The sequence below is a fragment of the Geobacter sp. OR-1 genome, assembly GCF_000813145.1.
Lineage (GTDB): Bacteria > Desulfobacterota > Desulfuromonadia > Geobacterales > DSM-12255 > Geoanaerobacter.
The window spans coordinates 1-26,565 of record NZ_BAZF01000003.1 but is presented as its reverse complement, the minus strand read 5'-3'; the positions used below and the strand labels follow the sequence as shown (position 1 = coordinate 26,565).

Annotated in this window: 22 protein-coding genes; 15 read left to right on the top strand and 7 right to left on the bottom strand. The window is 54.8% G+C overall.

The window, feature by feature from the left end:
• The 12 genes from OR1_RS03740 (at position 1) to hemE (ending at position 16,744) form a co-directional block, all read left to right on the top strand.
• Positions 1 to 831: a class I SAM-dependent methyltransferase gene (locus tag OR1_RS03740; protein ID WP_041970097.1), complete on the top strand. Its 831-nt coding sequence runs from the start codon at positions 1 to 3 to the stop codon at positions 829 to 831.
• Between the two features lie 229 nt (positions 832 to 1,060).
• Positions 1,061 to 1,507 (top strand): SRPBCC domain-containing protein, encoded by a 447-nt coding sequence (locus tag OR1_RS03735; RefSeq protein WP_041970096.1) that lies wholly within the window; start codon positions 1,061 to 1,063, stop codon positions 1,505 to 1,507.
• A gap of 235 nt (positions 1,508 to 1,742) precedes the next feature.
• A complete protein-coding gene (locus OR1_RS03730; RefSeq protein ID WP_041970095.1) occupies positions 1,743 to 2,258 on the top strand; it encodes a hypothetical protein in 516 nt (171 codons plus the stop codon).
• 230 nt (positions 2,259 to 2,488) lie between these two features.
• On the top strand, positions 2,489 to 2,827 hold the full coding sequence (locus OR1_RS20545; protein ID WP_052440236.1) for a BrnA antitoxin family protein: 339 nt from the start codon (positions 2,489 to 2,491) through the stop codon (positions 2,825 to 2,827).
• 321 nt (positions 2,828 to 3,148) lie between these two features.
• On the top strand, positions 3,149 to 5,722 hold the full coding sequence (gene gyrA / locus OR1_RS03720) for a DNA gyrase subunit A (RefSeq protein WP_041970094.1): 2,574 nt from the start codon (positions 3,149 to 3,151) through the stop codon (positions 5,720 to 5,722).
• 11 nt (positions 5,723 to 5,733) lie between these two features.
• On the top strand, positions 5,734 to 7,320 hold the full coding sequence (locus OR1_RS03715) for a HEAT repeat domain-containing protein (protein WP_052440235.1): 1,587 nt from the start codon (positions 5,734 to 5,736) through the stop codon (positions 7,318 to 7,320).
• A 25-nt stretch (positions 7,321 to 7,345) separates the two neighbouring features.
• Positions 7,346 to 8,356, top strand: a complete 1,011-nt coding sequence (locus OR1_RS03710) for an NAD(P)H-dependent glycerol-3-phosphate dehydrogenase (protein WP_041970093.1) — start codon at positions 7,346 to 7,348, stop codon at positions 8,354 to 8,356.
• 73 nt (positions 8,357 to 8,429) lie between these two features.
• Positions 8,430 to 10,694: an ATP-binding protein gene (locus tag OR1_RS03705; RefSeq protein ID WP_237754219.1), complete on the top strand. Its 2,265-nt coding sequence runs from the start codon at positions 8,430 to 8,432 to the stop codon at positions 10,692 to 10,694.
• On the top strand, positions 10,684 to 12,207 hold the full coding sequence (locus tag OR1_RS03700; protein WP_041970089.1) for a response regulator: 1,524 nt from the start codon (positions 10,684 to 10,686) through the stop codon (positions 12,205 to 12,207). The genes OR1_RS03705 and OR1_RS03700 overlap by 11 nt, the downstream gene beginning before the upstream one ends.
• Positions 12,208 to 12,229: 22 nt before the next feature.
• A complete protein-coding gene (locus OR1_RS03695) occupies positions 12,230 to 14,419 on the top strand; it encodes an ATP-binding protein (RefSeq protein WP_041970088.1) in 2,190 nt (729 codons plus the stop codon).
• Between the two features lie 65 nt (positions 14,420 to 14,484).
• Complete coding sequence (locus OR1_RS03690) at positions 14,485 to 15,555, top strand: radical SAM/SPASM domain-containing protein (RefSeq protein ID WP_041970086.1); 1,071 nt, start codon at positions 14,485 to 14,487, stop codon at positions 15,553 to 15,555.
• 166 nt (positions 15,556 to 15,721) lie between these two features.
• A complete protein-coding gene (gene hemE / locus OR1_RS03685; protein WP_041970085.1) occupies positions 15,722 to 16,744 on the top strand; it encodes a uroporphyrinogen decarboxylase in 1,023 nt (340 codons plus the stop codon).
• A gap of 314 nt (positions 16,745 to 17,058) precedes the next feature.
• Here hemE and tpx read toward each other — a convergent pair whose 3' ends face one another.
• From tpx to OR1_RS03670, 3 genes are all read right to left on the bottom strand, one after another.
• Positions 17,059 to 17,574: a thiol peroxidase gene (tpx, locus tag OR1_RS03680; RefSeq protein WP_041970084.1), complete on the bottom strand. Its 516-nt coding sequence runs from the start codon at positions 17,572 to 17,574 to the stop codon at positions 17,059 to 17,061.
• 140 nt (positions 17,575 to 17,714) lie between these two features.
• The gene (locus OR1_RS03675) at positions 17,715 to 19,040 is read right to left on the bottom strand and encodes a hypothetical protein (RefSeq protein WP_041970082.1); all 1,326 of its coding nucleotides are present in this window, start codon (positions 19,038 to 19,040) and stop codon (positions 17,715 to 17,717) included.
• Positions 19,041 to 19,078: 38 nt separating this feature from the next.
• Positions 19,079 to 20,488, bottom strand: coding sequence for a phosphoglucomutase/phosphomannomutase family protein (locus OR1_RS03670; RefSeq protein ID WP_041970418.1), 1,410 nt, complete (start codon positions 20,486 to 20,488; stop codon positions 19,079 to 19,081).
• A gap of 159 nt (positions 20,489 to 20,647) precedes the next feature.
• Here OR1_RS03670 and nadA point away from each other — a divergent pair, with 159 nt between their 5' ends.
• The 3 genes from nadA to msrA are packed head-to-tail and all read left to right on the top strand — an operon-like array spanning position 20,648 to position 22,730.
• Positions 20,648 to 21,559, top strand: a complete 912-nt coding sequence (nadA, locus tag OR1_RS03665; RefSeq protein ID WP_152609799.1) for a quinolinate synthase NadA — start codon at positions 20,648 to 20,650, stop codon at positions 21,557 to 21,559.
• Between the two features lie 14 nt (positions 21,560 to 21,573).
• Complete coding sequence (locus tag OR1_RS03660) at positions 21,574 to 22,131, top strand: gamma carbonic anhydrase family protein (protein ID WP_041970081.1); 558 nt, start codon at positions 21,574 to 21,576, stop codon at positions 22,129 to 22,131.
• Positions 22,128 to 22,730: a peptide-methionine (S)-S-oxide reductase MsrA gene (gene msrA / locus OR1_RS03655; RefSeq protein WP_052440234.1), complete on the top strand. Its 603-nt coding sequence runs from the start codon at positions 22,128 to 22,130 to the stop codon at positions 22,728 to 22,730. The genes OR1_RS03660 and msrA overlap by 4 nt, the downstream gene beginning before the upstream one ends.
• On the opposite strand, the gene OR1_RS03650 is transcribed toward msrA, so the two are convergent.
• From OR1_RS03650 to OR1_RS03635, 4 genes are all read right to left on the bottom strand, one after another.
• Positions 22,719 to 23,120: a response regulator gene (locus OR1_RS03650; protein WP_041970080.1), complete on the bottom strand. Its 402-nt coding sequence runs from the start codon at positions 23,118 to 23,120 to the stop codon at positions 22,719 to 22,721. The two genes, msrA and OR1_RS03650, sit on opposite strands and share 12 nt — an antisense overlap.
• Positions 23,121 to 23,323: 203 nt before the next feature.
• Complete coding sequence (locus OR1_RS03645) at positions 23,324 to 24,169, bottom strand: FAD/NAD(P)-binding protein (RefSeq protein WP_041969183.1); 846 nt, start codon at positions 24,167 to 24,169, stop codon at positions 23,324 to 23,326.
• A gap of 161 nt (positions 24,170 to 24,330) precedes the next feature.
• A complete protein-coding gene (locus tag OR1_RS03640) occupies positions 24,331 to 25,335 on the bottom strand; it encodes a 4Fe-4S dicluster domain-containing protein (RefSeq protein WP_041970079.1) in 1,005 nt (334 codons plus the stop codon).
• Between the two features lie 144 nt (positions 25,336 to 25,479).
• Positions 25,480 to 26,418 (bottom strand): 4Fe-4S dicluster domain-containing protein, encoded by a 939-nt coding sequence (locus OR1_RS03635; RefSeq protein WP_041970078.1) that lies wholly within the window; start codon positions 26,416 to 26,418, stop codon positions 25,480 to 25,482.
• Between the last annotated feature and the right edge of the window lie 147 nt (positions 26,419 to 26,565).

Sequence of the window (26,565 nt, the reverse complement as noted above, 5' to 3'; positions counted from 1 at the left end):
ATGAGCGGCCTCACCCCGGAACAGAAGGCTTCAGCAGCGGTAAGGGAGACATTCGAGACCGTTGCCGCAGGGTACGACAACGATTCGCTCCGGTTTTTCCGGGACAATGCGCGAGCCATGGCAGCGTATTTCGATCCCCAGGAGAGCATCCGTCTCCTCGACGTTGCGACCGGGACCGGCAATGCGGCTCTTGCGCTCGCCGGACATCTGCCGTTGGCTCAGGTAACCGGGGTTGATTTCTCGTCGGCCATGCTGGTCCAGGCCCGCGCCAAGGGAGCGGCCGCAGGGCTCCATAACGTGCAATTCCTGGAAATGGACATGCAGTCGCTGGCGTTTCCGGATGGTTGTTTTGACGCCGCGGTCTGCGCCTTCGGGATCTTCTTTGTCGATGATATGGAGAAGCAACTGCGGCAGATAGCGGCAAAGGTGAAACCGGGCGGCAGGGTCCTCATTTCCTGCTTTTACGAGGGGAGCTTCTCCCCCTGCGTGGATCTGTTTCTGGACCGGATCGGGCAATACGGGATCGAAAGGCCGCCGCTGCGCTGGAAGCGGATTGCCACGGAAGAGAGGTGCATCGCGCTGTTTCGGGATGCCGGGTTGGCGGAGATCCGGGCGGACAGAAGAGACCTCGGTTATTATCTGGAATCGGCGGATAACTGGTGGGAGGTGGTCTGGAACGGCGGTTTCCGCGGTCTGGTCGAGCAGCTTCCGGCCGGCGACCTGCAAAGGTTCAGGGAAGAGCATCTGCAGGAGATAGATAAGCAGCGCACCAGCGAAGGAATTCGGCTGAATCTGGACGTTCTCCATGTCGTGGGCACCAGCAAAGGCTAGCAGTGAAGGCAGAGCGCCGCAGAAAGGCCGATCCCGACAAGGGTCGGCCTTTTTTTGTCGGCACGGTGATCAACGTTAGCGGCGGGTATAGGGGGCCAGTTATAAGTAAGCTTCGTAAACCAATCTGAAGACAAATTACCGATTGCAGCGTTATACTGTAACTGTAAGACAAGAAGGTAATCAGCGTGTTACAGCCGTTTCAATACACGATGATTAAAAGGTGAGAGCCATGGATAAAAATTACACCGCTACATTTATGGTAGACCAAACTCCTGAAGAAGTGTTTGCTGCCATCAATAATGTTCGTGACTGGTGGACAGGAGAAATTGAAGGCAGCACCGACAAACTCGGTGATGAGTTTACGTATCGTTACAAAGATCTCCATTATTCCAAACAGAAGGTAACCGAGCTAGTTCCCAACAAAAAGGTCGTTTGGCGTGTTTTAGACGGCTACCTTAATTTTGTCGAGGACAAAACCGAGTGGAAGGGCACGGAAATTACCTTTGATATCTCTAAAAAGGGGGATAAGACGGAGGTCCGTTTCAGCCACGTGGGGTTAGTCCCGGAAAATCAGTGTTACAATGCCTGTTCAGACGGATGGAGCTATTATATTAACGGTAGTTTGCGGGACTTGATTACGACAGGCAAGGGGTATCCCAAAGATACAGAAATTTGAACCTGGGGAACTGTCTCATATGATGCAGACGCCGCAGAAAGGCCGATCCCGACCGGGTCGGCCCTTTTTTGTCGATAAGGTTCGACTTGCGTATCAACGTTAGCGGCGTATAATGGGGCGCGGTCTCGGAGCAGAGCCGGATCACACGATATTTGTTCCATTTGGGCAGATCACCAGTTCACGCGCACGCGCGTGAACTGCTCAATAACATGTTATGCATTGAAAAGGAATGAAGATGAAAGAGCTCCTAACGCCTGCGATAGTTAGTGTCGTCATTTCAGGGATAATTGCCCCGTTAGCCTTCTACTTTTTGAAGCGTCGCGACGAAGAAATGAAACGGAACTTTGACGTCAGGTACGCAGAGTATAAGCACTATTTGAAAACACTCGACGAAATTACAGTAGCCGTCCGCGCCGATTCTGAGAAGTTCTTTGCTGAGACAGTCTCCAATGCTTTTAATAGCATTCTCTCAGACCCAGGGAACAGCAACGACGTCCTCATAAAGCTTCACGAATCTCTGGGAGAAATGCAATCGAACATCCAAAAGACATTTGCGAGGGCTGAAGGTGAGCTGCATGGGCTCAAGTTGGTATGCTCGGACAAACTGCTAGGCATGGTAAACGATTACGTAAACATACAGCGTGAGATCATGAGCGCCACGACAAAAATGATGGAGAACTGGCGAAGCATTGACATTAATAACCCAGCAACTTTTATCACTGGTGACCTTGGGGCGCTCAACAAGCGCTAGGTCTTTACAACGACATTTTGAAGCAAATGCGAGACGAGCTGAAAATATCGTGATGCATAACCATCGGCGGCAGCAGTCGAGCTGCTGCCGCCTCGGCCCCGTTTTCCCCGGGCTGAAGATGACTATGGAAAAGTGTGAGTAACTGCTGACCAATCATCGACTCAGTTTTGTTAACCTCAATTTACAGCTAATTTCAGCCTGGAAGGCAAACGAGCCGCAAAGGAGGCGCTATGAAAGCCAGTTCTGACAAGATGCACGACAAATATAATGAGTTAGATTTTACCGACGCGAAACCGGTCAGCGAAACGCCACACCTGGCAAAATTGCAGGCTGAGGCAGGCGGCAAGTCCCGCATAACCATGAGGGTTGATAACGACGTACTGGCAACATTCAAGGCTCGGGCTGAAATGATTGGCGGCAACTACCAAACGCTGATGAATGATGCTCTGAAGCAGTTCGCCCAAGGGCTGCGTTTGACGGATGTGGTTCGTGAGGCTATCCACGAAACATGGGAAACGTGCCTGACCACGCGTTCAACCGGCCGCGGGAAAAAACTCCGCGCCGATTAGCTCTCCCCCGTTCATCCCCCCTCCCCTCCCCTCCCTTGATTCAAGAGGAACCGCCTTTTCAACTGCCCCGGACCCTGAAAATGGGGAAATCATTTCCATTGCCGGCTGGAATATGGTAATAAAGACAAGTTTATAAAACAGGAAGCCCCACCTTTTCTCCCCATGATTTCAATCGCGAACAAATCTGACGCTCGAATTATTTCATGGGACAGGAATCTGTCGAATTAAGGGGCATCAGTCGCGGATTTGCGCCATTCAATAACAGTTAAATTCTAAGGGGGAAGGTGCCTGCTGATCGGGTACCGGACAGGATCACGATACATGCTCGAACAGAACAACAACAAGATAGCGGTAAACATAGAAGACGAAATGAAGCGGTCCTATATGGACTATGCCATGTCGGTCATCATCGGCAGGGCCCTTCCTGATGTGCGTGACGGTCTGAAGCCGGTGCACCGGCGCTGCCTGTTCGCCATGTACGATATGGGGAACGACTGGAACAAGCCGTACAAGAAGTCGGCCCGCGTGGTCGGTGACGTTATCGGTAAGTACCATCCCCATGGCGATACGGCGGTGTACGACACCATTGTCCGGATGGCGCAGGACTTCTCGCTGCGCTACCCGCTGGTGGACGGCCAGGGGAACTTCGGTTCCGTGGATGGCGACTCTCCGGCTGCCATGCGTTACACCGAAATCAGGATGGATCAGCTTGCCCATGAGCTCCTTGCCGACTTGGACAAGGAGACCGTGGACACCGGCCCGAACTACGACGACTCTTTGCAGGAGCCGCTGGTACTCCCGTCCAAGTTCCCCAACCTGCTGGTAAACGGTTCCGCCGGCATTGCCGTGGGGATGGCGACCAATATTCCCCCCCACAACCTCACCGAGGTCATTAACGGCATAATCGCAGTCATCCATAACCCGGAAATCGGCTTTGAGGAGCTTCTCTGCCATATTCCCGGTCCTGACTTCCCCACTGCCGGCTTTATTTACGGCCGTGAAGGGATCCGTTCGGCCTACCGGAGCGGTCGCGGCATCGTGCAGATGCGGGCCAGGGCAGTGATTGAAACGCATAAGAAGACTGAGCGCCAGTCCATTGTGGTTACCGAAATACCTTACCAGGTGAACAAAGCGAGATTGGTCGAAAAAATCGCCGAACTGGTGAAAGAGAAGAAGATCGAGGGGATCTCCGACCTGCGGGACGAATCCGACCGCGAAGGGATGCGGATCGTCATCGAACTGAAAAGGGACGAAGAGCCGCAGATCATCCTGAACCACCTCTACAAGCAGACCCAGATGCAGTCCTCCTTCGGGATCATCATGCTCGCGATCGTCAACGGCAGGCCAAGGGTGCTGGCGCTGCGCGAGATGATCGATTATTTCGTCGACCACCGGCGGGAGATCGTTACCCGGCGCACCATATTCGATCTGAAAAAGGCCGAGGCCAGGGCCCATATCCTGGAAGGTCTGAAGATCGCCCTGGACTGGCTCGATGCGGTAATCGAGCTGATCCGCTCCTCCCCTACCCCGCCGGAAGCGAAGCAGGGGCTCATGGATGGCAAGTTTGCCGACCCCGAGTTCCTGAAGCGTCTCGATCTGCCGGTGCCGGCAGGATACCTGGAGGTGAGGCTCTCCGAACTCCAGGCCCAGGCGATCCTTGAAATGCGCCTGCAAAGGCTCACCGGCCTCGAGCGGGACAAGATCGTCAATGAATACGAGGATATCCTCAGGTATATCGCCCGGCTGAAGGAGATTCTCGCTTCCGAGGAAGAGATCCTCAAGATCATCGTTGCCGAACTGGTCGAACTGAAGGAAAAATTCGGCGATGAACGCCGCACCGAGATCATCGATCAGACTGCGGAAATATCGTTGGAAGACACCATTGTCGAGGAAGACATGGTGGTTACGGTCAGCCATACCGGCTACATCAAACGGAATGCGGTTACCCTCTACCGCGCGCAGCGCCGCGGCGGCAAAGGGAAGACCGGGATGAAGACCAAGGACGAGGATTTTGTCGAACACCTGTTCATCGCCTCGTCCAAGGATTACCTGATGTTCTTCACCGATGCCGGCAGATGCTACTGGATGAAGGTCTATGAGATTCCGGAAGGGGGACGGGCAACCCGCGGCAAGGCGATTGTAAATCTGCTCAATCTCAATCCGGGTGAGAAGATTTCCGCGATCCTGTCGGTGAAGGAGTTCAGCGAAGACCGCTATATCATGATGGCAACCCGTCAAGGCGTGGTCAAGAAGAGCCCGTTGCGCGAATACTCCAATATCCGCTCGGGCGGCATCATAGCGGTTAATCTGGATGAAGGGGACAAGCTGATCACGGTTGCCATAACCGACGGCAAACAGGACGTGCTGCTGGCGTCCAGGAACGGCAAATCGATCCGCTTCAAGGAGGCGGATGCCCGGCCGATGGGACGGGTGTCGCGCGGGGTCCGGGGAATGACCCTGGAAGACGATGATATGGTTATCGGCATGGAAATACTGAATGACAGCTTTGTCGGCTCATCGCTCTTTACCGTGACCGAGAACGGCTACGGCAAGCGTACGGAGCTGAGCGAGTACCGGCTGCAATCCCGGGGCGGAAAAGGGATCATTACCATCAAGACCACTGAGCGCAACGGTTGTGTCGTTGACATAAAGCAGGTTACGGACGAAAATGATCTTATGCTGATCACCGACCAGGGGAAAATCATCCGGATGCCGGTTGCCGGATTCTCGGTGATCGGCCGCAATACACAGGGCGTTCGGTTGATGGTAACGGAAGCTGAAGAGCGGATCGTCGCCGTGGCAAAACTCGCGGAAAAGGATGAAAGCGACGATTCTGCTGTCGATGATGAGAGTCTGTCCGAGGATGACGCCACGGAAATCGAGACTGAGGATTAGGACGCTAAATTGTGACCATTGAACGCTGCAGACCGATCGACAATAGCCTCAAGGAACGCCACGACATCATTCGCCTGCTCAAACAGGTGGAAAGGGAAGAGGTGACGTTCGACGAGATCGACGATATCGGCCGATCCCTCAAACTAGCGGGCAAAAGGGCGCTCACCCCTCTGCTCAAGCGTATCCGGCAGGAAACCGACGGTGAACTCCTGTCCCGGTTTGCCTATTTGCTTGATTTTTTTGAAGAGGAGCCCTGGCTGGACCAGCTGATCCAGATCGCGCTCCGCAGGACAGACCTGGACAGTTCAGCCAAGTCCGCGCTTCTCGGGGCGTTGCAGGATTATGGCGTCGACATCAGCATCCCCCCCTTCGCCCATCTGTTCGACGACCTCGGGGGGCCGCTTGCCGAAACCCTGCCGAGATTGCTTGACCGGGGTGAAGAGGGGCTGATCGTTTTCATGGAGGATTTTCTCCAATACCCCCATGAATTGCAGATTGCCATAATCCAGGAATTGGCGCAGCTCGCCGACCACCGGGTGATGGGGCTCCTGGAGATCATGCTCGGAGTTGATTCCCCGGAACTGGTCAGGGAAGTCGTTACAACGCTGGGGAAGATAAGGAACCCTGCTGCGGCCGAGGTCCTTTCACGTTGCGCCGCGGCAAGCGAACAGCCGTTGCGGGAACATTGCCTCAGAAGTCTGCGCCGTCTGGCTTTTCTGGACATAGTCCCGTCTGCGACCGATACCCAGCCCCGGAGCACTCCGTTTCATGTGTCATGGGCCAGCCCCCTGGATGGCGCCGGCTACCGTACTCTCTGGTTTGCCCGCTGGGGAGGCCCTGGAGAACTCTCGTTCATATGCCTCCACATGCACGAGACCACCGGGGTCAGGGCTGCCTGGGGGGCAAACTCCATCTCTGTCACCGAATTCGATACGATCAGCAAGGAACGTATCGTTGAGGATGGGCTGGTACGGATCGATATCGCATACGCCCTGCAGCTGCTGCGCGATGCCCTGTTCCGGAACCGCGACACCCTGTTTCAGCTGCCGCCGGAGTATTACGTACTGAAAAGGGTTTTCAAAGGAGAAGATCTGTCCCCTACTCCGTATATCCCGGATTTCGGGGAATTCGATCTCAATGCCCTGGCCCATTCGACCAGGTTGATCATGGCCGGGGCCACGCTTTTCGAGGATGATTACTTTGCCGGTTGGTACATGGCCACCTGCCGCGTTTACGATTTCGCGGAAGAATGGGTGGCTCTGGAAAAAAAGGGCGATGGCAAATCCATTGCCAAGGGGCTGGATGCCATATTGGACCGATATTGCCGCGATCTTGTCGTTCCGGTCGTTGACCAGATCAGAAACCGCCTGCTCCTAACCGCCGATCTCCTCCTCAAGACCGGCAGGGAACGAGCGCTTGTCGAGGTAACGCTTGCCTCTGCCCTGAGTCTCGGCAGCTTCGCCATGCCATATCATCTGCACCCCTTCATCCGGCAGCTTGCCATCGAAAGCATGGATGCGGCGCGCGAGGCGATGGCTGAAGGTTATGATTTGCGGGAGCATCCGCATGAGGCGGATGATGACGAATGGCTCGACTAAATGGATTATATCTGTCAGGTGAGTTATGAATAAGAAGAACATCGGTGTGATTGGTGCTGGTAGCTGGGGCACGACCCTGGCCGACCTGCTGGCGAAAAAGGGTCATGCGGTTACCCTCTGGGCCTATGAACCGGAACTGGTTGAAGAGATGAAAACAACCAGGGTAAACGGGCTGTTCTTGCCGGGAATAACGCTGGCTGCAGGGCTACAGTTCACGAACGATCTCTTTGACGCCTCGCGGGAAAAGGATTTCCTGCTGTTCGTGGTGCCTTCTCAGCTGTTGCGGGGCGTTTTGAAAGAAGTTGTCTCCGAGATTTCTCCGGCCACATTTGTCGCCAGTGCATCCAAGGGGATCGAGGTCGGCACCCTGCTGGCAGTATCGCAATTGTTCGAGGAGTTGCTTCCGCAAGCACTTTACCAGAGGTTTTCCGTGCTTTCCGGGCCCAGTTTTGCCCGGGAGGTCGCCCAGGAGATGCCGACTGCCGTTGTTGCCGCCTCGGGTGACGAGAGTGCGGCAAGGTTTGTCCAGGATGTTTTTAACTGCAGCTACTTCAGAGTTTACACAAACAGTGACGTCATCGGGGCTGAACTGGGCGGGGCGTTGAAAAACGTTATCGCTATTGCTGCCGGAATTTCCGATGGGCTCGGTTTCGGCTGCAACACCAGGGCAGCGCTCATTACCAGGGGACTGGCCGAGATCAGCCGCCTCGGGATCGCCATGGGTGCCAGGCCGGAAACTTTCTCCGGTCTTGCCGGGATGGGAGACCTGGTGCTCACCTGCACCGGAGAGCTTTCCCGTAATCGCTCCGTTGGGATGAAGCTGGGGAGGGGGCGCCGCCTGGCAGAGATCCTGGGGGAGATGCATATGGTTGCCGAAGGGGTAAAAACAGCGGAATCGGCATGGGAACTGGCCAAGCGTTACGCTATCGATATGCCGATTACCGAGCAGGTCTATCGGGTGCTGTATGAGGATAAGCCCGCCAAATCCGCGGTTGTTGAACTGATGACCCGCAACCTGAAGGCTGAAGGTATCTAATCAACCAGTGGCCTTATTTCCTGCCTGTGCCCCGTGCGGCAGCGGGAATAATCGGCCAACCATGGGACAATGCATGGGAATACGCACCAAGTTGCTGCTCTCGGTTATTCTCCTTCTGGTGATATCATTCTCCATTCTCCTCTGTACGACCATAATCAGTGTTGAATCTTTCATTTCCAGGCAGATTGACTCGGAACTCGCCGAAACACTTCGTTACCTGCAGCACCAATTCTATGCCCGCGCCGAGACTACCAGAGATTCGCTTCTACAGCCTGTTTCCGCCTTTCCGGTTAAGCAGCGCTTTATCGAAAAGGACCGCGCCTGGCTGTCAGACGCCCTTTCCAGGTGGCATGCAAATCTTCCGTTCGTAGACTTCATTACGATTGTCGATTCAAAACAGGATGTGTTTGTCCGGCTGTACCCTAATACTGCCGGTGGCGAATTCGGGCTGACGGATCTGTTGAAAAAGGTTTTCAAAGAGAAGCGCCCCATTATAACAACCGAAATTATGTCAAGGGAGCTGCTCGAGCGCGAAATGCCCTCTTCCCGGCTTTACATGAGCCTCGGGAAAAACGGCTCCTCCGGCATGGTGATAACGGTGATAGTGCCGATCCTTGGGGAGCGCGGCGAGATGATCGGTGCCGTCATTGCAGGCGACATCCTGAACGGTGACGCTGCCCTCTCCCAGCAGTTGAGAAACCTGTTCGGCGATGAAAAGCATGTGACGGTTATCCAGAATCTGACAAACATCGTCAGTAACCGCCATGCGCAAGGATATCAACTGAATATCAGCCAGGAGGCAATGGAGCGGCTGGCATCTGGGCAGTCATATGCAGGAGAAATAAGCATTGAAGGGTCTCCGCACCGGACTTCATTCCTGCCGATCCTGAATGGGAAAGGGAGCCTTATCGGTTCCCTCTGTGTTGCCGTTGATATGGCGTCCTATCGCAACATCAGGGAGGAAAGTGACCGCAACATATTGGCGTCGGCAATTGTCGCCCTGATTCTGTCGTTCGGGATCGCTTATTTTGTTTCGCGACGGTTGGCGGAGCCGCTGCGAAGCCTTGCCAAAGGTGTCGGCATGATTGAAGCCGGGGATCTCAATCAGCAGGTAGAGGTTGATTCTGCAGATGAGGTTGGCCAGCTTTCCCGGTCATTCAACAGCATGGCCAGGGCCCTTGCCGAACGCGATGCGACAATTGTCGCAAAAACCGAGGCCTTGCAGCAACTGAACGAACAGCTGGAAAAGAGGGTCGAGGAGAGGACCAAAAGGCTGCAGCTGGAAATGGGGATGCTGGAGACCATCCTTACCTGCATGGCTGAAGGGATGGTGGTGACCGACCGCGAGAATCGCGTGATTCAGTTCAATCCGGCGGCGCAGAAGTTTTTGGACACGGTTCCGCACCGAGTCATCGGACGGCGGCTATCTGAACTTACTGCCATCGACGGTTTCGCGCAGATGGAAGAAATCACCATTGGCGCAATTGCTCTTGACCCCGAAAAGCCCCAGCCGGAAACCGTGCTTGATGTCAATAACAGAAGGCTCCGGGTTTCCGTGTCACAGCTTATCGACAGTGATGACAGCATTGCCGGGCTTATCATGTCCATCCGTGAGGTGACTCCTGAAGAAGCGGTGGATCGGATGAAAGCCGATTTCATTTCTACGGTTTCCCATGAATTGAAGACCCCGCTGACCTCAATCAAGGGCGCGCTCCAGTTTATCATGAGCAAAAGCAAATGGCTGACCTCGACAGAGAGAGAGTTGATGACAGTATGTCAGCGTAATACGGACCGGTTGATCCGGCTGATTACCGACATCCTCGACATATCCAAGATCGAAGCAGGCAAAGGTGAATTTGTTTACCAGCCGTTATCCGCCGTCGAACTGATCAATTCGGCAATTGACGAAATCAAGGGGTTTGCCATCGGCAGAAGCATAACGGTCATCAATAGCGCCCCTGCCGACCTGCCCCAACTGTTTGGCGACTACGAAAGGCTTGCCCAGGTTCTGAGCAATCTGCTTTCCAATGCGGTCAAATTTTCCCCGGAACACAAGGTTGTCATGGTTAATGGCGCAATATCCGGGAGTTATGTCATTATTTCCGTGACGGACAGCGGCAGGCAAATTCAATGGGCTGATCGGGAGAAGCTGTTCAGGAAGTTTCAACAACTGGAACGGGACGACATGGGCTCCCGTGGTGGAACCGGGCTGGGGCTTGCCATCTGCAAAGAGATTGTGGAAAGGCATCACGGAAAGATATTTTATGAAACCGGCCCCACTGGGGGGAATGTATTCTCTTTCACAGTGCCGGTCTGCGAGGGGTATCATGAAAGGTGACAAGATACTGGTTGTGGACGATGAGGCCGATATCAGCCTTATTCTAAAACTTCAACTTGAGGATGCCGGGTATTCGTCCGTAAGGGCGCATGATGGGATTGACGCCCTGGAATGCCTTTCCCGGGAGCGGTTTGACCTGATGCTGCTCGACATTAAAATGCCCAGGATGAACGGAATCCAGGTCTTGGAGAGGGTGCGGACGGAATTCCCGGATCTGGCGGTGATAATGATGACTGCCCACGGCAATGAGTCGATTGCCGTCGAAGCGATGAAAAAAGGGGCAACCGATTATATTGCCAAGCCGTTTTCCAGTGATGACGCAGTGAAAAAGGTGGAGCGAGCGATAGCGTTCAACAGGACACAGATAGAGAACCGGAAATTGCAGGAAGAACTCGCCCGGGAACAGCAAAAAGTTGCCGCCATACTGGAGGGGATGACTGACCTTCTGATCGCAGTGGATGCCGGCGGCCGGGTGATGATGGTAAACCGGAAGGCTGAAGAGGAATTGGCCCTGCCGCGGGGGGAAATAATCGGCCGGACGCTGCCGGAACTCCTGAAAGCAGATATTCAACCCGATCTCTTGCCGGCAATGGTAGCCTTGAAGACGGCTACCCCTTGTCATGATGTGACTTACAACCTCCACCTTCAGGACCGGATCATCAACACCCTTTCAAGCGCAGCCCCGTTGAAAGACAAGAACGACGAGCTCCTGGGGAGCGTCGAAATCATACGGGATATCTCGACCCTCAGAGCCCTGGAACAGGAAAAAGAGGATTTTGTCAGCATGCTCTCTCATGACCTGAAATCCCCGATCACCTCAATAGTCGGATCTCTCGATCTTGTGCGCGAAGGCCGTCTTGGGCCGGTGACAAAGGATCAACAGGAGTTTCTGGAGTCAGCTGTGGACAGCTGCGCTGAAATGACGGAAATGATCGATACCCTGCTGGATGTCCATAAGTTTGAGGCCGGCAAGATGAAAATGGCCATCAAGGCGGACGATCCGAACGTCCTGCTGCAAAAGGCCCTTTCCCGGTATCAGCCGATAGCTTCCAGGTCGCAAATTTCGCTGACCCTCGATTTTCCAGGCCAACTTCCCCAGGTACCCTTTGACCGGGTGACAATGACCCGGTTGCTGGCGAATCTGCTCTCAAATGCGTTCAAGTTCACTCCTGAGGGGGGAAGGATCGGCATAACGTGTAAGACGCTGACATCGCCGGCAACGGTTGTCGGCAGGATCACGAAAGGGCTTTACCGCGAAGATGAGCTGCCGAAAGAAGGAAGCTTCATGATGATCACGGTTGAAGACAGCGGTGTCGGCATTCCTGCGGATGCCCTTGCCAGCATTTTTGACCGCTTTGCTCAGGCGCAAAACAGACGAAAAGGGAAGACCCGCGGTACCGGGCTCGGACTTGCATTCTGCAGGAAGGTTATGGATGCTCATCGCGGCTATATTTGGGCTGAAAGCGAGGAAGGCCGGGGGAGTACCTTCGGCATGCTCGTGCCGATATCGTAATGGGATTGATTGAGGGGGGTAAATGTCCCAGGAATTAAAGATTTTGTTCGTAGAGGATTCTGAAGAAGACATGCTGCTCCTGCTGCACCATCTGCAGAAAGCCGGGTTCGGGATCAAGTACAGCCGCGTTCAGGCTGAAGGCGAGTTGAAGGAGGCTTTGGCCGGTGAGTCTTGGGATATAATCATCTCCGATTTCCGGATGCCGGATTTCAGTGCCAATAGGGCATTGGAGTTGCTGAAGGAGAGCGGCGGCGATCTCCCGTTCCTGATCGTGTCCGGAAAAATCGGCGAGGATCAGGCAGTAGCTGCCATGAAGGCCGGGGCAACGGATTATCTCATGAAGGACAACCTCTCCCGCCTGGTCCCGGCCGTCGAAAGAGCGCTCAGGGAAGCTGAGGAGCGGCGCAGGCGTCATAAAGCCGAGTTGGCAATACTGACCGGCAAGGTCGAATGGGAGGCAGTGTTTGATGCCGTGTCCGACCTGATACTGGTGACCGATTATTCCGGCATCGTAACCAGGTGCAACAGGAGGGTCATAGAGTATTTTCAGTCTGATTACCCGGACATAATCGGCAGGAAGATCAGCAGCCTGTTCTACGGCGATAACGGGTGCGAAGACGACATATTTCTCTCCTCGGCCCGCTCTCAGACCGGTATGGAGGATATCCGGTTCCCTTCGCTGAGCGGATGGTTCACTGTTACCAGTTGCCCCATGGTAAGCATGGATGCCGGTGAAACCGCTCGACGGGGAGTGGTGCACATTGTCAAGGATGTGAGCCGGCGGAAACGGATGGAAGAGGAAAAACGGGTCAGTGACCGGGAACTCCTTACCTTGTATGCCGTTGCTTTCCGGCTGAATTCGGAACGCGACTCCAAAGAGCTTCTTAACGACATGCTCTTCCAGATCCATAATATGTTGAGGATCGACTTTTCCAGCATTCATCTGCTTGAAAAAGGCGGCCTCAAGCTCAAGGCATCTCTGGGATTTTCAGCGGATTTCGAACCGGCGGTAAAAAGGCTGCTGAACTATGCCCCTTGGGTCGGCGAGGTTCTTGCCGGCAAGCCATACAAGGCAAGGGCACTGGCAAGCAAGGAAATGCCGCAGGAGGTCATCGAGGCGGCGAAAAACATCGGGATTCACGCCTGGTGTGCCGTGCCGCTCAAGATCGGTTCTGAAATAGTGGGTGTGCTCATGGTGGCCCACAAGTCGGAAAAGAATTTCTCCGACCGGGAGGTGTTTCTCTTGACCTCAATCGGCAGCCAGCTTGCGGTTCTGATAGAAAACCATCAGCTGTACGAGCGGATGAAGGAAAAGGCGGCTGAACTGCAGCGGAGCAGAAAGGCGCTGCGCGAAAACCTCCATGAGGTAAAGCTTGCCAACATTGAACTGGACCGGTTGAACAGGGCGAAGAACAGCTTTATCGGGATGGCGTCACACGAACTCAAAACCCCGATCACATCAATCCTCGGCGGGGTCGAATTTCTGCTCAAGTACAGCAACATAGCCCTTACAACCGAGCAGGGCGAGATCTTCTCATCAGTCCATGAAAGTGTCGTTCAGCTGAAAAACCTTGTGGAAGACCTGCTTTCCATTTCCCGGATCGAGGCAAAGGGGATTGTCCTCCAGAAACGTCCGTTGAGTCTCATCTCCATCAGCAGAGAGGTTTTTGACGGGTTCGCGCTTCCTCTTTCCAGACGGAATGTCAATGTCCAGATAATGGGTGATGAGCGGCCGATCCCTGCGGATGAAGGTTTTGCCCGGCTCGTGATCAGGAACCTGATGGAAAACGCCATCAAGTTCACCCCTGACGGCGGTGAAATAATTATAATTTGCCGTCAACTCCCGAGAGAAGAGGTTCTTGCCGAGCGTAGCGTCCTGAAAGAGTTTTACCCCATATTCCCCAAGGGGTTTCCGGAGGTTGCACAGTATTGCCGGATGGATTTCTGCGACAACGGAATCGGGATTCCTTCGGAAGAGCGGTTGCGGGTATTTGAAAAGTTTTACGGCGTTGGTGACATTGCTTATCATTCTTCCGGCAAGACGGAATTCATGTCCAAGGGGTCGGGATTGGGGCTCTCGATCGTCAAGGGGATCATGGATGCGCATAATGGCTATGTATGGGTAACGGACGGGCCGACCGGCCGGGGAAGCATGTTTTCCATACTGTTCCCGGCAGAAGAGCAATTGCCCTCGGCACTGGAATGCTCTTAATTCCCTTGTATTTCAGGGCGCACTCATAGTAAAGTTTCCGGATTACATTACAAGCGGAGAAATCGATGGCCGAAGAGTTTATTCCGAAATGGGTTGCCTGGGAAACCACTCAGAAATGCAACCTCAAGTGCGTTCATTGCCGCTGTTCATCAGACATGACCTCTTCAGAAGGGGATTTTACCACTGACGAGGGGAAGAAACTGCTCAAGGAAATCGCCGACTTTTCCAAGCCGGTGGTGGTGCTTTCCGGCGGTGAGCCGTTGCTTCGTCCGGATATCTTCGAGCTGGCTGAATATGGTACGTCATTGGGGCTGCGGATGTGCATGGCCACAAATGGCGCCCTGGTAACCGACGAAGTGTGCGAAAAGATGAAGAAGGCCGAAATAAAGATGGTTTCGCTCTCGCTGGACGGTTCTACCGCGGCGGTACATGACGATTTTCGCCAGTGCCCCGGAGCGTTTCAGGGAGTGGTTAATGCAGCGGAGCATTTTCGCCGGCACGGCCAGAAATTTCTCATAAACTCTTCATTTACCAAGCGCAATCAGTCGGATATCGCCAACACCTTCAAAGTGGCCAAATCTTTGGGTGCCACCGCTTGGTACATGTTTATGATCGTTCCGACCGGCCGCGGCGAAGAAATCATGGGCGAGCTGATTTCCAAGGAAGACTATGAGGAGATTCTCGACTGGCATTACCAGCAGGAGAAGCTCGAGGACGATATCCTGATGCGTCCGACCTGCGCTCCCCACTATTACCGGATTGTGCCCCAGAAGGCCAAGGCCGAAGGGGTGAAGTTTGAGCGTCGTTCCCTCACCTTCTCCACCGGCGGCGGCAAAGGGTGCATCGCGGCCCAGACCATCTGCCTGATCGACTGTTTCGGCAACGTCAAGCCATGCTCGTATTTCCACCGCACTGCCGGTAATGTCAAGACCACCCCGTTCCGGGAGATCTGGGAGAACGCGGAGATTTTCAAAGACCTACGCAACTTCAAGGCATACAAGGGGAAGTGCGGGGAATGCGAATTCATCAATGTCTGCGGCGGGTGCAGGGCGCGGGCCGATGCGGTATATGGCGACTACATGGCAGAAGAGCCGTTCTGCAACTACGTCCCTATACGCCTTCAGAAGAAGGCGTAAGGAACGCGATCTTCCGTCCATCTTGCCGCCGTCCTCGTCGCTTCCTTGTGCGACGTGGCGTTGCCACGCCTCCGCGGGCGCTCCTGCGGGTGCGACAATCTGGATGAAATCTCGCGTTCCTGGTTAACAATCCCGTTTCAAAAAATTACTCTGAGGAGGGTTTTCCATGAATACTCGTTTTCTCGATGCCTGCTGGGGCAAGCCAGTTGATCGGACCCCGGTATGGCTGATGCGCCAGGCGGGCCGATATCTTCCTGATTACATGCGTGTCCGCTCAAAATGCACCTTTCTGGAGCTCTGCAAGACTCCGGATCTCGCTGCAGAGGTCAGCATCCAGCCGGTTGACATTCTCGGCGTTGACGCCGCGATCCTCTTTTCCGACATTCTTACTCCGGTCGAGCCGATGGGTATGAAACTGGACTTTGTTCCCGGCCCGGTATTCGAGCATCCGATCCGTACCATGGCAGACGTGGACGCGCTTCGGATTCCCGATCCTGAGGCAGACGTCCCTTACGTGCTGGAGACGGTTCGTATTTTGCGCCGGGAACTGGAGCGCAAGGTGCCGCTGATCGGCTTCGGCGGCGCGCCGTTTACCCTCGCCTGCTATATGATCGAGGGAAAAGGGTCCAAGGACTGGGCCAACGTAAAGCGGATGATGTACGAGGCACCGCAAGTTTTCAATGCCTTGATGGAAAAGGTTACAATGATGGACATGGAATACCTGAACGCCCAGATCAAGGCCGGCGCTCAGGCAATCCAGATTTTCGACACTTGGGGCGGGGTGCTTTCCCCGTCTGATTACGAAAAGTATGTTCTGCCGTACACAACCAAGCTGATCAACGGTCTGAACCGCACCGAGACCCCGGTGATCCACTTTGTAAAAGGCGCCGGCACCATGCTGGATTCGGTGCAAAAGGCCGGTGGCAATGTCATGGGGCTTGACTGGCATATAAATCTCGGCAAGGCTCGCGATATCCTCGGTCCGCAGATGGCTGTGCAGGGGAACTTGGACCCCACCGTACTCTACGCCCCGAAAGATGTCATCGAAAAAGAGGTTAAGCGGGTTCTTGACGAAAATGCCGGTCGTCCCGGTCATATCTTCAACCTCGGGCACGGGATACTCCCCACCGTCCCGCCCGAGAACGCGATCCACATGGTCGAGTGCGTGCACCGGCTTTCGCAGAAGTAGCAGAGGATAAACGCAAAAGGCTCGCCATGTTCGGCGAGCCTTTTTTTAACTTGTTTCCCTTTTTCGGGTATTTCCGGCCTTAGTTTACAGCCGGTTGTCACCTTCATCAGTTTTACATCTATCTAAGCCGGGTGGAGTATCTTCCAACATCATGCTCTCCTTTTGGAACGAACAATTTGTTTACCTCCTGATTCAAATATAGGCCATTGACGTAAAAATAACAGGCTGCAAAAATAAAATTTATTCGGGTATACTGATTCAGTTGACACGAGGCAGCGGGCGACCGCTGCCTCGTGTCGTTTCGCGACGCATGGTCAGCAAAGCCCCTTGGCCGCCGAGATGACAGCGGCATAATCCGGTTCATGAGTGACTTCCGGCACGATCTGGATGTAGCGGATGATATTCTGGGCATCAAGAACAAACACCGACCTGGTCAGAAGTTTCAGTTCCTTGATAAGCACACCGTAAGCAAGGCCGAACGAGCGCTCCTGATAGTCCGACAGCGTTATTACCCTGTCAATGCCGGCAGCACCGCACCATCGTTTTTGGGCAAATGGGAGATCGAGGCTGATGGTCAATACCACCACATTTGCCGGCAGTGCGGTTGCCTCGCTGTTGAAGCGACGGGTTTCGGTATCGCATACCGGAGTGTCCAACGAAGGAACGGCACTGATAATTTTGATTGTGCCTGCGTAGTCCGCGATACTGCGCGGTGTCAGAGTCGCGTCGACGACCCGGAAGTCGGGAGCGGCGGCTCCGATCTTTAATTCCGGTCCGATCAGGGTCATTGGGTTTCCCTTAAAGGTTATAATGCCGGTTCTTTCCTGCATGACTGGCCTCCTGTCTTAATTTGATGCACTATCTCTATTCAAGTCTATCCTTTTTATCCGGAAGGTAAAGAAGCGAACGTTTGATCAAGAGAGAGCGATTCGTGGAGGGATGATAGGTGCGAGTCAGCGTACGGTCACGGTCATTTTTTGCCGTAGCGCCAGGGAAAGCTGAGGGTTTTGACGCCGGGAACCGCCTTTTGCAGGGCTTGGAGCCCTGATTCGGTTACCATGGTGCCGCTGCAGGTAAATTGCGAGAGCTTCTTAAGGCCATAAAGCGAAACCAGTCCGGAGTCCGTGATATTGATATGGTAGAGATAGATCCTCGACAGGTTGATTAGCGAGGAGAGTTTAGCGATGCCGTTATCGGAGAAGGTGGAATCGGACAGGTAAATTTCTTCGAGACCGGACAAATGGGTGATGTACCCAAGCGCAGTATCGGTTACTTCGTACATGAATAGAGACTGGAGGTCATCAGGCCGCAACTCTTTGAGAAACCGGAGATCTGGGGTAAGGTCGCCGCGCACGTCCAGTCTTACGGCCATGTTGACCGGTATTGCCCGGACCCCCTTGGCATTGCAGATCTTTTGCCAGTCACAATAATTGATGGAGTCCCGTTTCCGGGTGTACAGAACCCCGCAGGAGAGATCGGCGGGAAACCTGATGAGACGGTTATTGATCTGCGACAGTACGGGATCTATCGGTAACGGTTCACCGCGCATGGCCGAAAGGCGCTTGCGGGCGTTTGCGATATTGAGGTCGATGGTCGCTGCCATCTCGGCGAGAAGGTCTATGCCATTGGCCAGGGAGTCATCCACCCGCTGTTTGAAGATGTAGGAATCGGTGGACTTGAGTTTATCGATCTGCTCTTCAAGTTCTAGTATGCATTCCCGCTCTTTTGAAATAAACCTGATAACACGTATCAGCGCGGCACCGATATTCCCTCCGCTGATCTTCTCCGCAGAATGCTCCCATTCTTTGAGAATGTTGAGAAGAGCCTCTTTGTTCTCATCTGCATATGCCCGGTTGGCAAACGACATCAGTTTTTCGCGGCGCGCCCGGTCCCGATCGTCTTGCGCAAGGTCGGGATGGATCGTTTTGGCAACTTCCCGGTACAGGGCTTTTAAGCTCTTTTGGGCAGTGTTTTCCGCCGGGTCCCGGTCGTCATTCAGGAGATCAGAGGCGTGCAGATGCCCGCTCCATTCCGCGTCAGCCGAAGTGTGGATTTCATCCGACATGTTGCAGCATTCATCCGCAGTGCCGCAAATCTGGGCCTCAAGTGCGTCCAATTCGGCAATCCTGACCCCGATCACAAGGTGATAGACTCTTTCAAATGCGCGGAGTTCGCTTTTGAGCTTGACGAGGTTTTCCCTGCTCGCCTTGTGTGCCAATTTCAGGCGCGCAAGTTCGGCCTCTTTGCTCTCAAGTTCGATTTCTTCAGGAAATTTAAGACGATAGTTGGTTCGCATACGATATATCTGCTGGTACCCTTTCGTCAGGAGAAAAGCTATAATCCGGCCAGGTCGCGGCCTGCAGAGAGCAGCTCTTCAACTCGGTCAGGGGAAGAAGCCTCACTATACAGTCTTAATACGGGCTCTGTTCCGGAAGGGCGGACCAACAGCCATGAGCCGTCGCTGAAAATAAACTTGAAGCCGTCACGGAAGTTCGTCGTTTCCACAGGGCTATTCGCAATGGTCTTGGGAGGAGCGGTCTGCAGCCCGGCGATAAGCTTTGCCTTGGCGCCTGCTTCGATAGGGAGATCGATCCGCCGGTAAAAAAAGTGGCCGATTTCATCCATGGTCTCGTTGAGCAGTTGGCGCAGTCCCTTGCCGGTCATGGCCATTGCTTCGAGCAACAACAGTCCCATCAGAATGCCGTCGCGTTCGGGGATATGCCCCTTGACCCCGAGTCCGCCTGACTCCTCGCCACCCATCAGAATGTCGTTTTCCAGCATCAGCTCGCAAATATGCTTGAATCCGATCGGGGTTTCCAGGAGCGGCAATCCATATTTCGCTGCAAGTAAATCGATCATGCGCGTTGTGGAGACGGTCTTTACGACCCCGCCGCGGACCCCTTTTCGTTCGTACAGATGACGCAATAGGATCGTGAAGATCATATGCGAGGAGAAAAAGGCGCCGGTCTCGTCTACGGCCCCGATCCGGTCCGCATCGCCATCCAGCGCCAGGCCGACACGGAATCCGCCCGATTTTACCAGCCCTGCCAGTTCATCCAGATTTTCCTCGGTAGGCTCTGGAGGACGACCTTCGAATCCGGGATTGTGCACGGCATGGATCTCGGCCGCTTCCGGCAGCAACTTAGGGATGAAGCCGCAGCCTGCGCCGAACATCGGGTCAACGACAACCGGGATCGATGAGCGGCGGATAGCGGCAAGATCGACATATTCGCCGAGTTGGGCGAGGTAAGGGGTAGCCGCATCGAAAAGCTCGACTCTGCCCTCTGAAAGGGCATCAGCAAAGGGGGTCTGCTCTATTGCCCGTGAACCGGCGATATTTTTGGCGACAATCTCTTCGATTTGTTTTGTTGTTGCCGGCCTGGCCGACCCGCCGAAAGATTCCTTCACCTTGAAACCGTTATATACAGGCGGGTTGTGGCTTGCCGTAATCATGACCCCAGCGCCGGCCTTCTTTTCGTGCACCGCCCAGGAAACCGCCGGCGTCGGCGCATAGCTGCCGGTAAGCCAGACCTTGATCCGGTTGCCTGCCGCTATCTCCGCAACTCTCTCCGCGAATTCCCTGGAAAGAAAGCGGCGGTCGTACCCGATCACCAGACCGCTATCGGACAGCCCTTCCCGCTTCAGGTAATCCATTGTCGCCTGGGCGACAATGGCGATGTTGTCAAAAGTGAAATCGCGGGCAATTACCCCGCGCCAGCCGTCAGTCCCGAAGAGTATCTGCACATCAGTCTCCTTGAACAGTTTGTTAGCGTAATTTACCGGACCCAGATTTTCGCCGGTAGCCAATGGAATGTCAACCGTCTTTTCCCTGCTAAGAGTTTGACATCACAAAAAACATTTACTACTATCATCGGCAGCCAAATATCAGATCTGAGGGGAATTATGGAAGAGAGGCTTAAGCAGCAGATCAGAGAGCTGCTTCGTGATAGGAATGCCGTTCTGCTGGCCCATAATTACATGCGGGATGAAGTCCAGGAAATCGCGGATCTTACCGGTGATTCCCTGGGGCTGTCGATTGAAGCGGCGAAGACCGAAGCCGAAGTCATTGTGTTCTGCGGTGTCCACTTTATGGCCGAATCGGCCGCCATTCTTTCTCCGGGTAAAAAGGTGCTTTTGCCGCGACTGGATGCGGGATGCCCGATGGCGGACATGGTGACATCTGAGGCGTTGACTGCCCTGAAGACGCAGCACCCCGGAGTGCCGGTGGTCACTTACGTCAATTCCTCGGCAGTGGTCAAGGCGGCAAGCGACATCTGCTGTACCTCTGCCAATGCTGTAAAGGTAGTAAACTCGCTCCCCGACAAGGAGATCATCTTTGTGCCGGACAGGAATCTGGGCCGCTTTGTCGCCGCCAAGTCGGACAAAACCTTTCATTACTGGGATGGGTACTGTCCTACCCATGAAAGACTCAGGCCCGAAGCGGTACAGCAGCTGAAGGCCGCGTACCCGGATGCGCTGTTTGTCTGCCACCCGGAATGCAATCCAGCGGTTGTTGCGCTCGCTGATCACGCCTGCTCCACATCGGGTATGTACGAATGGTGCCGGAAAAGCAGTGCCAAGCGATTCATAATCGGCACCGAAGCCGGCATTCTTTACAAACTGAGGCTGGATAACCCTGACAAGGAGTTTATTCTCGCCTCCCCTGCCCTTGTCTGCCCAAACATGAAACTCACTTCCCTTGAGGATATCCGTGATGCCCTGCTAACCATGAAGCCTGTGGTAAGCGTGCCTGAAGAGGTCAGGATACCGGCAAAACAGGCCCTTGACAGGATGCTGGCAATACCCAGAGACTGACACCGGAGAAATTCATGATCAAACCGTTTCAAGGCATGACGCCGGCAATAGATGCTTCCGCTTTTATTGCCGAAACAGCGGTAATAATCGGCGATGTGACGATCGGGCCCCAGAGCAGCATCTGGTATAACGTTGTTGCCCGGGGCGATGTTAACTTCATCAAAATCGGGGCCAGAAGCAACATTCAGGATCTGACGATGCTGCATGTCACGCACAAAAAACATGCCGACGATCCGGGCGCGCCTCTCGTGATCGGCGATGATGTCACGGTCGGCCACAGCGTTACCTTGCACGGCTGTACCCTGGAAAACGGTTGTTTCATTGGCATGCAGGCAATGGTCATGGACAAGGCGGTTGTCGGTGAAGGTGCACTGGTGGGCGCTCGTGCGCTGGTAACAGAGGGGACGGTCATACCGCCGCATACCCTCTGGGTGGGCGCTCCGGCAAAGTATAAACGGGATCTGTCGCAAGACGAAATTGCCTGGCTCGGGAAATCGCCGCGAAACTATGTCAAGTACGCGCTCCAGTTCATAGAAGACGGGCTGAATGCGCTCCCCGCGTGCCTGCCATGAAATATTTCGTCTACCTATGCGTGGCGCTGACGTTCTTCTGCGCTACAGCGGGCAACTCCCTGGCGGCGCAAAAGAGTGAAACCGCAACCTTTGCCGGCGGTTGTTTCTGGTGCATGCAATCGCCGTTTGATGTGATGGACGGCGTTATTTCAACAACCGTTGGCTATACTGGAGGCTTTACCCCGAATCCGACCTATGAACAGGTTTCGTCCGGAACGACCGGGCATATGGAGGCTGTTCAGGTTCTCTACGATCCGGACCGGGTTTCTTACCAGCAGCTTCTGGACAAATTCTGGCGGAATATCGACCCGCTTAACAATGGAGGGCAGTTTTGTGACAACGGCCCGCAGTATCGTGCGGCGATCTTCTATCAGAACGAGACCCAGAAAAAACAGGCAGAGACTTCCAAGGACTGGATCGAAAAAGAGCGGGGATGGCAGGTTGTTACCGACATAAGGCCAAGCGTTACCTTCTATCCTGCCGAAGAATACCATCAGAACTTCTACCGGAAAAATCCGCTTCGCTACAAGTTTTATCGTTCCAACTGTGGGAGGGATGCGCGGCTGAAGGAGCTTTGGAAAGGCGGTTTACCCCGCTGAGCTTTGCAGTACACTTTGAAAAACGTCAACAGTAAGAGGCTTTGGGAGAAAGGCGATCACCCCCAGATTTTTGCAGACCTCTTTGTCGTGAGGATCTTCCGATGAGGTCAATACATATACCGGCACACCACTGGTCCGGCCAGATGATCTAAGCTTTCTGAGCACCTCCAGCCCGTCCAGTTTTGGCAGCCGCAGGTCCAACAGCATGAATGATGGCGGATCTATCTGCGGGGGTAAACCTGCAGATTCATCCCCCAGAAGCATATTTATTGCTTCACGGCCATCCCTGGCAACCTTTACGTCGAAAAATCCCATTTTTTTCAAGGTTCGCAACGCCAGGAACTCATCGTCGCTGTTGTCCTCAATTAGCAGCACCTTGACTATGGACACCGAAATCCTCCAGATGCGGACAAACCGGAACGGTACATGGCTTTAATGATGCCAGCTGTTCTGTCGATGTCAAATGAAATCTCGCTTGGCAAGTGTAAAACGGAAGGTCGCACCTACACCCTCAGCTCCCTGTCCCACATAAAACTAAAGCCCGGCATAACCGGGCTTTTTGGTGAAAACAGCTTATCAACAACGAAAGTTCCTCAGAACTCCTGCGGCATCTCCTTGACCTGTTTGGCGGTAAAGACCGGACCGTCCTTACAGACATAGACATTGCCGACATTGCAGCGGCCGCACTTGCCCAGGCCGCACTTCATCCGGTTCTCCAGGGTGGTGATGATGTTCTCGTCGCTGAACCCCAGCTTCTCCAGCACCGGCAGGGTGAACTTGATCATGATCGGCGGCCCGCACACCAGCGCCACGCAGTTGTCGCTCTTGGGCGCCGCCTCCTCCAGGATCGTCGGCACGAACCCGACCCTGCCGTCCCAGGTGTCGCTGTTGCCGCCCGGATCCACGGTCTTGACCAGGTTGACGTCGCTTCTTTCCTGCCACTCCTTGAGCTCGTGCTTGTAGACCAGGTCATCTTCCGTCCGGGCACCGTAGACAATGGTGATCTCCCCGAACTTGTCCCGCTGGTCAAGGCAGTTCCAGATCAGAGTCCGAAGCGGCGGCAGTGCAATGCCGCCGGCCACGAAGACCAGGTTCCGGCCATAGAGCGCCTCGATCGGAAACGAATTGCCGTACGGCCCGCGCACCCCGAGGGTATCGCCAATTTCCAGCCGCCGCAGCGCCTCGGTCACCCGCCCCACACTCCGGAAGCAGCATTCGATATACCCCTTGCGGGTCGGCGACGAAGCGATGCAGAAGGTCGACTCCCCATAGCCAAAGGCCGAGTACTCGGCAAACTGCCCCGAACGGAAACTGAAACTGTCGCGCACCGCTTCATCCTGGAACACCAGGCGGAAGGTCCGGACATCCGGGGTCTCGTCGATGATGTTCTCAATGGTGGCCAGATACGGCTTGTAGATGTTCTTGTCAGGAATGCACATAAGAGGAACCTTTTTAGTCAGATACTTGAAACCGTGAACCGCCCGTTCGCTGCGCTCACTCAAGACGCAAAGAACGCAAAGTAAACCGGAAGTCGGTTTTAACTTTTAAAAGTCTTTTTGTCTTTCTTTGCGCCCTTTGCGTCTTTGCGGTGAAGGATTTTCTATTTCTTACTGATTTCTTCGATAAGCGCCGCGATATCGATCCCTACCGGGCAGGCGCGGATACAGCGGCCGCATCCTGTGCAGAGCGTCTTGCCGAACTTGTCGTCGTAATACTTGAACTTGTGCATGATCCGGTTGCGATAGCGCTGCGGCTGCACATCCCGCGGGTTGTGGCCCGAGGCGTGGTTGGTGAACTTGGCAAAGCCGCAGGCATCCCAGTGCTTGCGGCGGCACCCCTTGGCTTCTGTCCCCTCGTCATTGATATCGAAGCAGTGGCAGGCCGGGCAGATAAAGGCACAGGCCCCGCAGCCCACGCAGCGGACCGCGATCTCCTTCCAGAAATCGCTCTCAAAGTTGTGGTCCAGCCACCCCTTGATCCTGGCGAGATCCAGCTTCGCCATCGTCGGTGTTGCCACCGGCAGCGGGCTGACTGCAGCCTGGTCCTGAAACAACCCGCCATACCTGGCGAGCAGTGCCGTACCTTTGTCCGTCACCGCCTCGACGCTGAAACCGCCACCCTCGACCGGCGCCAGGAACAGGTCGCTCCCCTGCTTCGTGTCCGGGGCATACCCCACGGCCGTGCAGAAACAGGCATCGTCACCCCTGGTGCAGGCCAGGCCGATGATTACGGTCTTCTTCCGTCTCTCCAGGTAAAACTCATCATTGTAGTCCCAGGAGAAGACCGCATCCAGGATGCCCGGCGCCGCAGAGTCGCACGGCCGGGCGCCGATCAGCACCGTCTCCGGCAGCTTGTCCAGGTCGATGTCGGTCACGCTGGTCTTGCCGTCCTTCTTCTCATAAGAGAGGATCTCCTCGCAGAGCGGAAAGAAGGTCTCTTTGGCGGACCGGCGGGGCAGCTCGATCAGGTCCAGCTCCGCTCCATTCGTGAGCGGGGCGTAGAGCACCATGGTATCGGCCCGCTTCGGGCCGACGACACGGGTGCCTTCCTTCACCAGGAGGTCGATGAGCGCCTGCAGATTCTGTTCGGTTATGGTTTTGGGCATAGTATAAACCTTTAATAACTTTGCACCGCAAAGACGCAAAGTACGCAAAGAAAAGCAAATTCTTTATTCACCAATACACGATTAAACTTTGCGTTCTTTGCGCCTTGAGTGAGCGAAGCGAACGGGCGGTTCAAGAATTTGTCATCATTTAATAAAGCTCTGGTCGTCGTCTTCCTTATACTCGTTAAGCGGCCCCTTCTCCTGGGGGGTAAGGCCGGCCTCAAAGTCGTACAGCTCCTTCATCTCCTGCGCCATCTTCCGGTTGAGGAGATTGAGCGGGATATCCATGGGGCAGGCCCGCTCGCATTCGGCGCAGCCGCCGCACCTGCCGGTCAGGTGCATGGCGCGGACGATATGCCAGGCCATATTGCCGGCCGGCCGCGGGGTGGACTCGATCCCCTGGGGCCGGTTCCGGTCGCACAGGCACTGCTCGCAGAAACAGAAGGGGCAGACCTGGCGGCAGGCCAGGCACCTGATGCACCGGGAGAACTGCTCTTTCCAGAATGCCCACCGCTCCTCGGGCGTCATTGCCTCCAGCCTGGCCAGTTCTGCGGCCTCGATAGGGGTCAGCTGTGGCAGCTGCGGCAGGTCGCCGGCAATGAAGTCGGCCCCTTCCGGCAGATGTACTTTGCACTCCCGGCATTTGCGGGCAATAGAAGCTTCTGAGAGCGGTTTTGCCTGGTCGCTGTTGGCGCTGTACACCCCGGCGCAGGCCACACCGATGATATGGAGGTTCTCCCTTTTGAGCTGGTTCTCGCCGATCAGGCCGGCCAGGGCGCGCATGTCGCACCCCTTGGCCACGATCGCCACCTTGCCGCTCTTTGGCACCTCTTTCTTCGCCTTGGTCAGGTAGAGCGAGAGGTTGTTCCGGCAGCCCGGGGAGAAGATCAGATCATTGGCCCGGTCCGGGTCGGTGATCACTGCCGGCATGGCGGTGCCCGGTCTTCTGCCGGCAACATAGCCGATCACTTCGCTGACGGTCCCTTCGCTCAGCAGTTTCGTTGCTTCGCTACGGATCGCCGCCGTAACGGCGGCGTAGTAGGCGTCGTCAAACAGTGGGGATGTACTTATGTCTTTATTCATGACAAACCTTTTTAATCATTGAACCGCCCGTTCGCTTCGCTCACTCAAGGCGCAAAGATCGCAAGGTTAACCCTTTAACTTTTAAAAGGTATTTGCCTTTCTTTGCGCCCTTTGCGTCTTTGCGGTTCAGGTTTTGATTAGATTGCC

Bases quoted from the DNA above. Each gene is read 5' to 3' on its own strand.
- OR1_RS03740 (WP_041970097.1), top strand. From the start codon at position 1: ATGAGCGGCCTCACCCCGGAACAGAAGGCTTCAGCAGCGGTAAGGGAG.
- OR1_RS03735 (WP_041970096.1), top strand. From the start codon at position 1,061: ATGGATAAAAATTACACCGCTACATTTATGGTAGACCAAACTCCTGAA.
- OR1_RS03730 (WP_041970095.1), top strand. From the start codon at position 1,743: ATGAAAGAGCTCCTAACGCCTGCGATAGTTAGTGTCGTCATTTCAGGG.
- OR1_RS20545 (WP_052440236.1), top strand. From the start codon at position 2,489: ATGAAAGCCAGTTCTGACAAGATGCACGACAAATATAATGAGTTAGAT.
- gyrA (WP_041970094.1), top strand. From the start codon at position 3,149: ATGCTCGAACAGAACAACAACAAGATAGCGGTAAACATAGAAGACGAA.
- OR1_RS03710 (WP_041970093.1), top strand. From the start codon at position 7,346: ATGAATAAGAAGAACATCGGTGTGATTGGTGCTGGTAGCTGGGGCACG.
- OR1_RS03705 (WP_237754219.1), top strand. From the start codon at position 8,430: ATGGGAATACGCACCAAGTTGCTGCTCTCGGTTATTCTCCTTCTGGTG.
- OR1_RS03700 (WP_041970089.1), top strand. From the start codon at position 10,684: ATGAAAGGTGACAAGATACTGGTTGTGGACGATGAGGCCGATATCAGC.
- OR1_RS03695 (WP_041970088.1), top strand. From the start codon at position 12,230: ATGTCCCAGGAATTAAAGATTTTGTTCGTAGAGGATTCTGAAGAAGAC.
- OR1_RS03690 (WP_041970086.1), top strand. From the start codon at position 14,485: ATGGCCGAAGAGTTTATTCCGAAATGGGTTGCCTGGGAAACCACTCAG.
- hemE (WP_041970085.1), top strand. From the start codon at position 15,722: ATGAATACTCGTTTTCTCGATGCCTGCTGGGGCAAGCCAGTTGATCGG.
- tpx (WP_041970084.1), bottom strand. From the start codon at position 17,574: ATGCAGGAAAGAACCGGCATTATAACCTTTAAGGGAAACCCAATGACC.
- OR1_RS03675 (WP_041970082.1), bottom strand. From the start codon at position 19,040: ATGCGAACCAACTATCGTCTTAAATTTCCTGAAGAAATCGAACTTGAG.
- nadA (WP_152609799.1), top strand. From the start codon at position 20,648: ATGGAAGAGAGGCTTAAGCAGCAGATCAGAGAGCTGCTTCGTGATAGG.
- OR1_RS03660 (WP_041970081.1), top strand. From the start codon at position 21,574: ATGATCAAACCGTTTCAAGGCATGACGCCGGCAATAGATGCTTCCGCT.
- msrA (WP_052440234.1), top strand. From the start codon at position 22,128: ATGAAATATTTCGTCTACCTATGCGTGGCGCTGACGTTCTTCTGCGCT.
- OR1_RS03645 (WP_041969183.1), bottom strand. From the start codon at position 24,169: ATGTGCATTCCTGACAAGAACATCTACAAGCCGTATCTGGCCACCATT.
- OR1_RS03640 (WP_041970079.1), bottom strand. From the start codon at position 25,335: ATGCCCAAAACCATAACCGAACAGAATCTGCAGGCGCTCATCGACCTC.
- OR1_RS03635 (WP_041970078.1), bottom strand. From the start codon at position 26,418: ATGAATAAAGACATAAGTACATCCCCACTGTTTGACGACGCCTACTAC.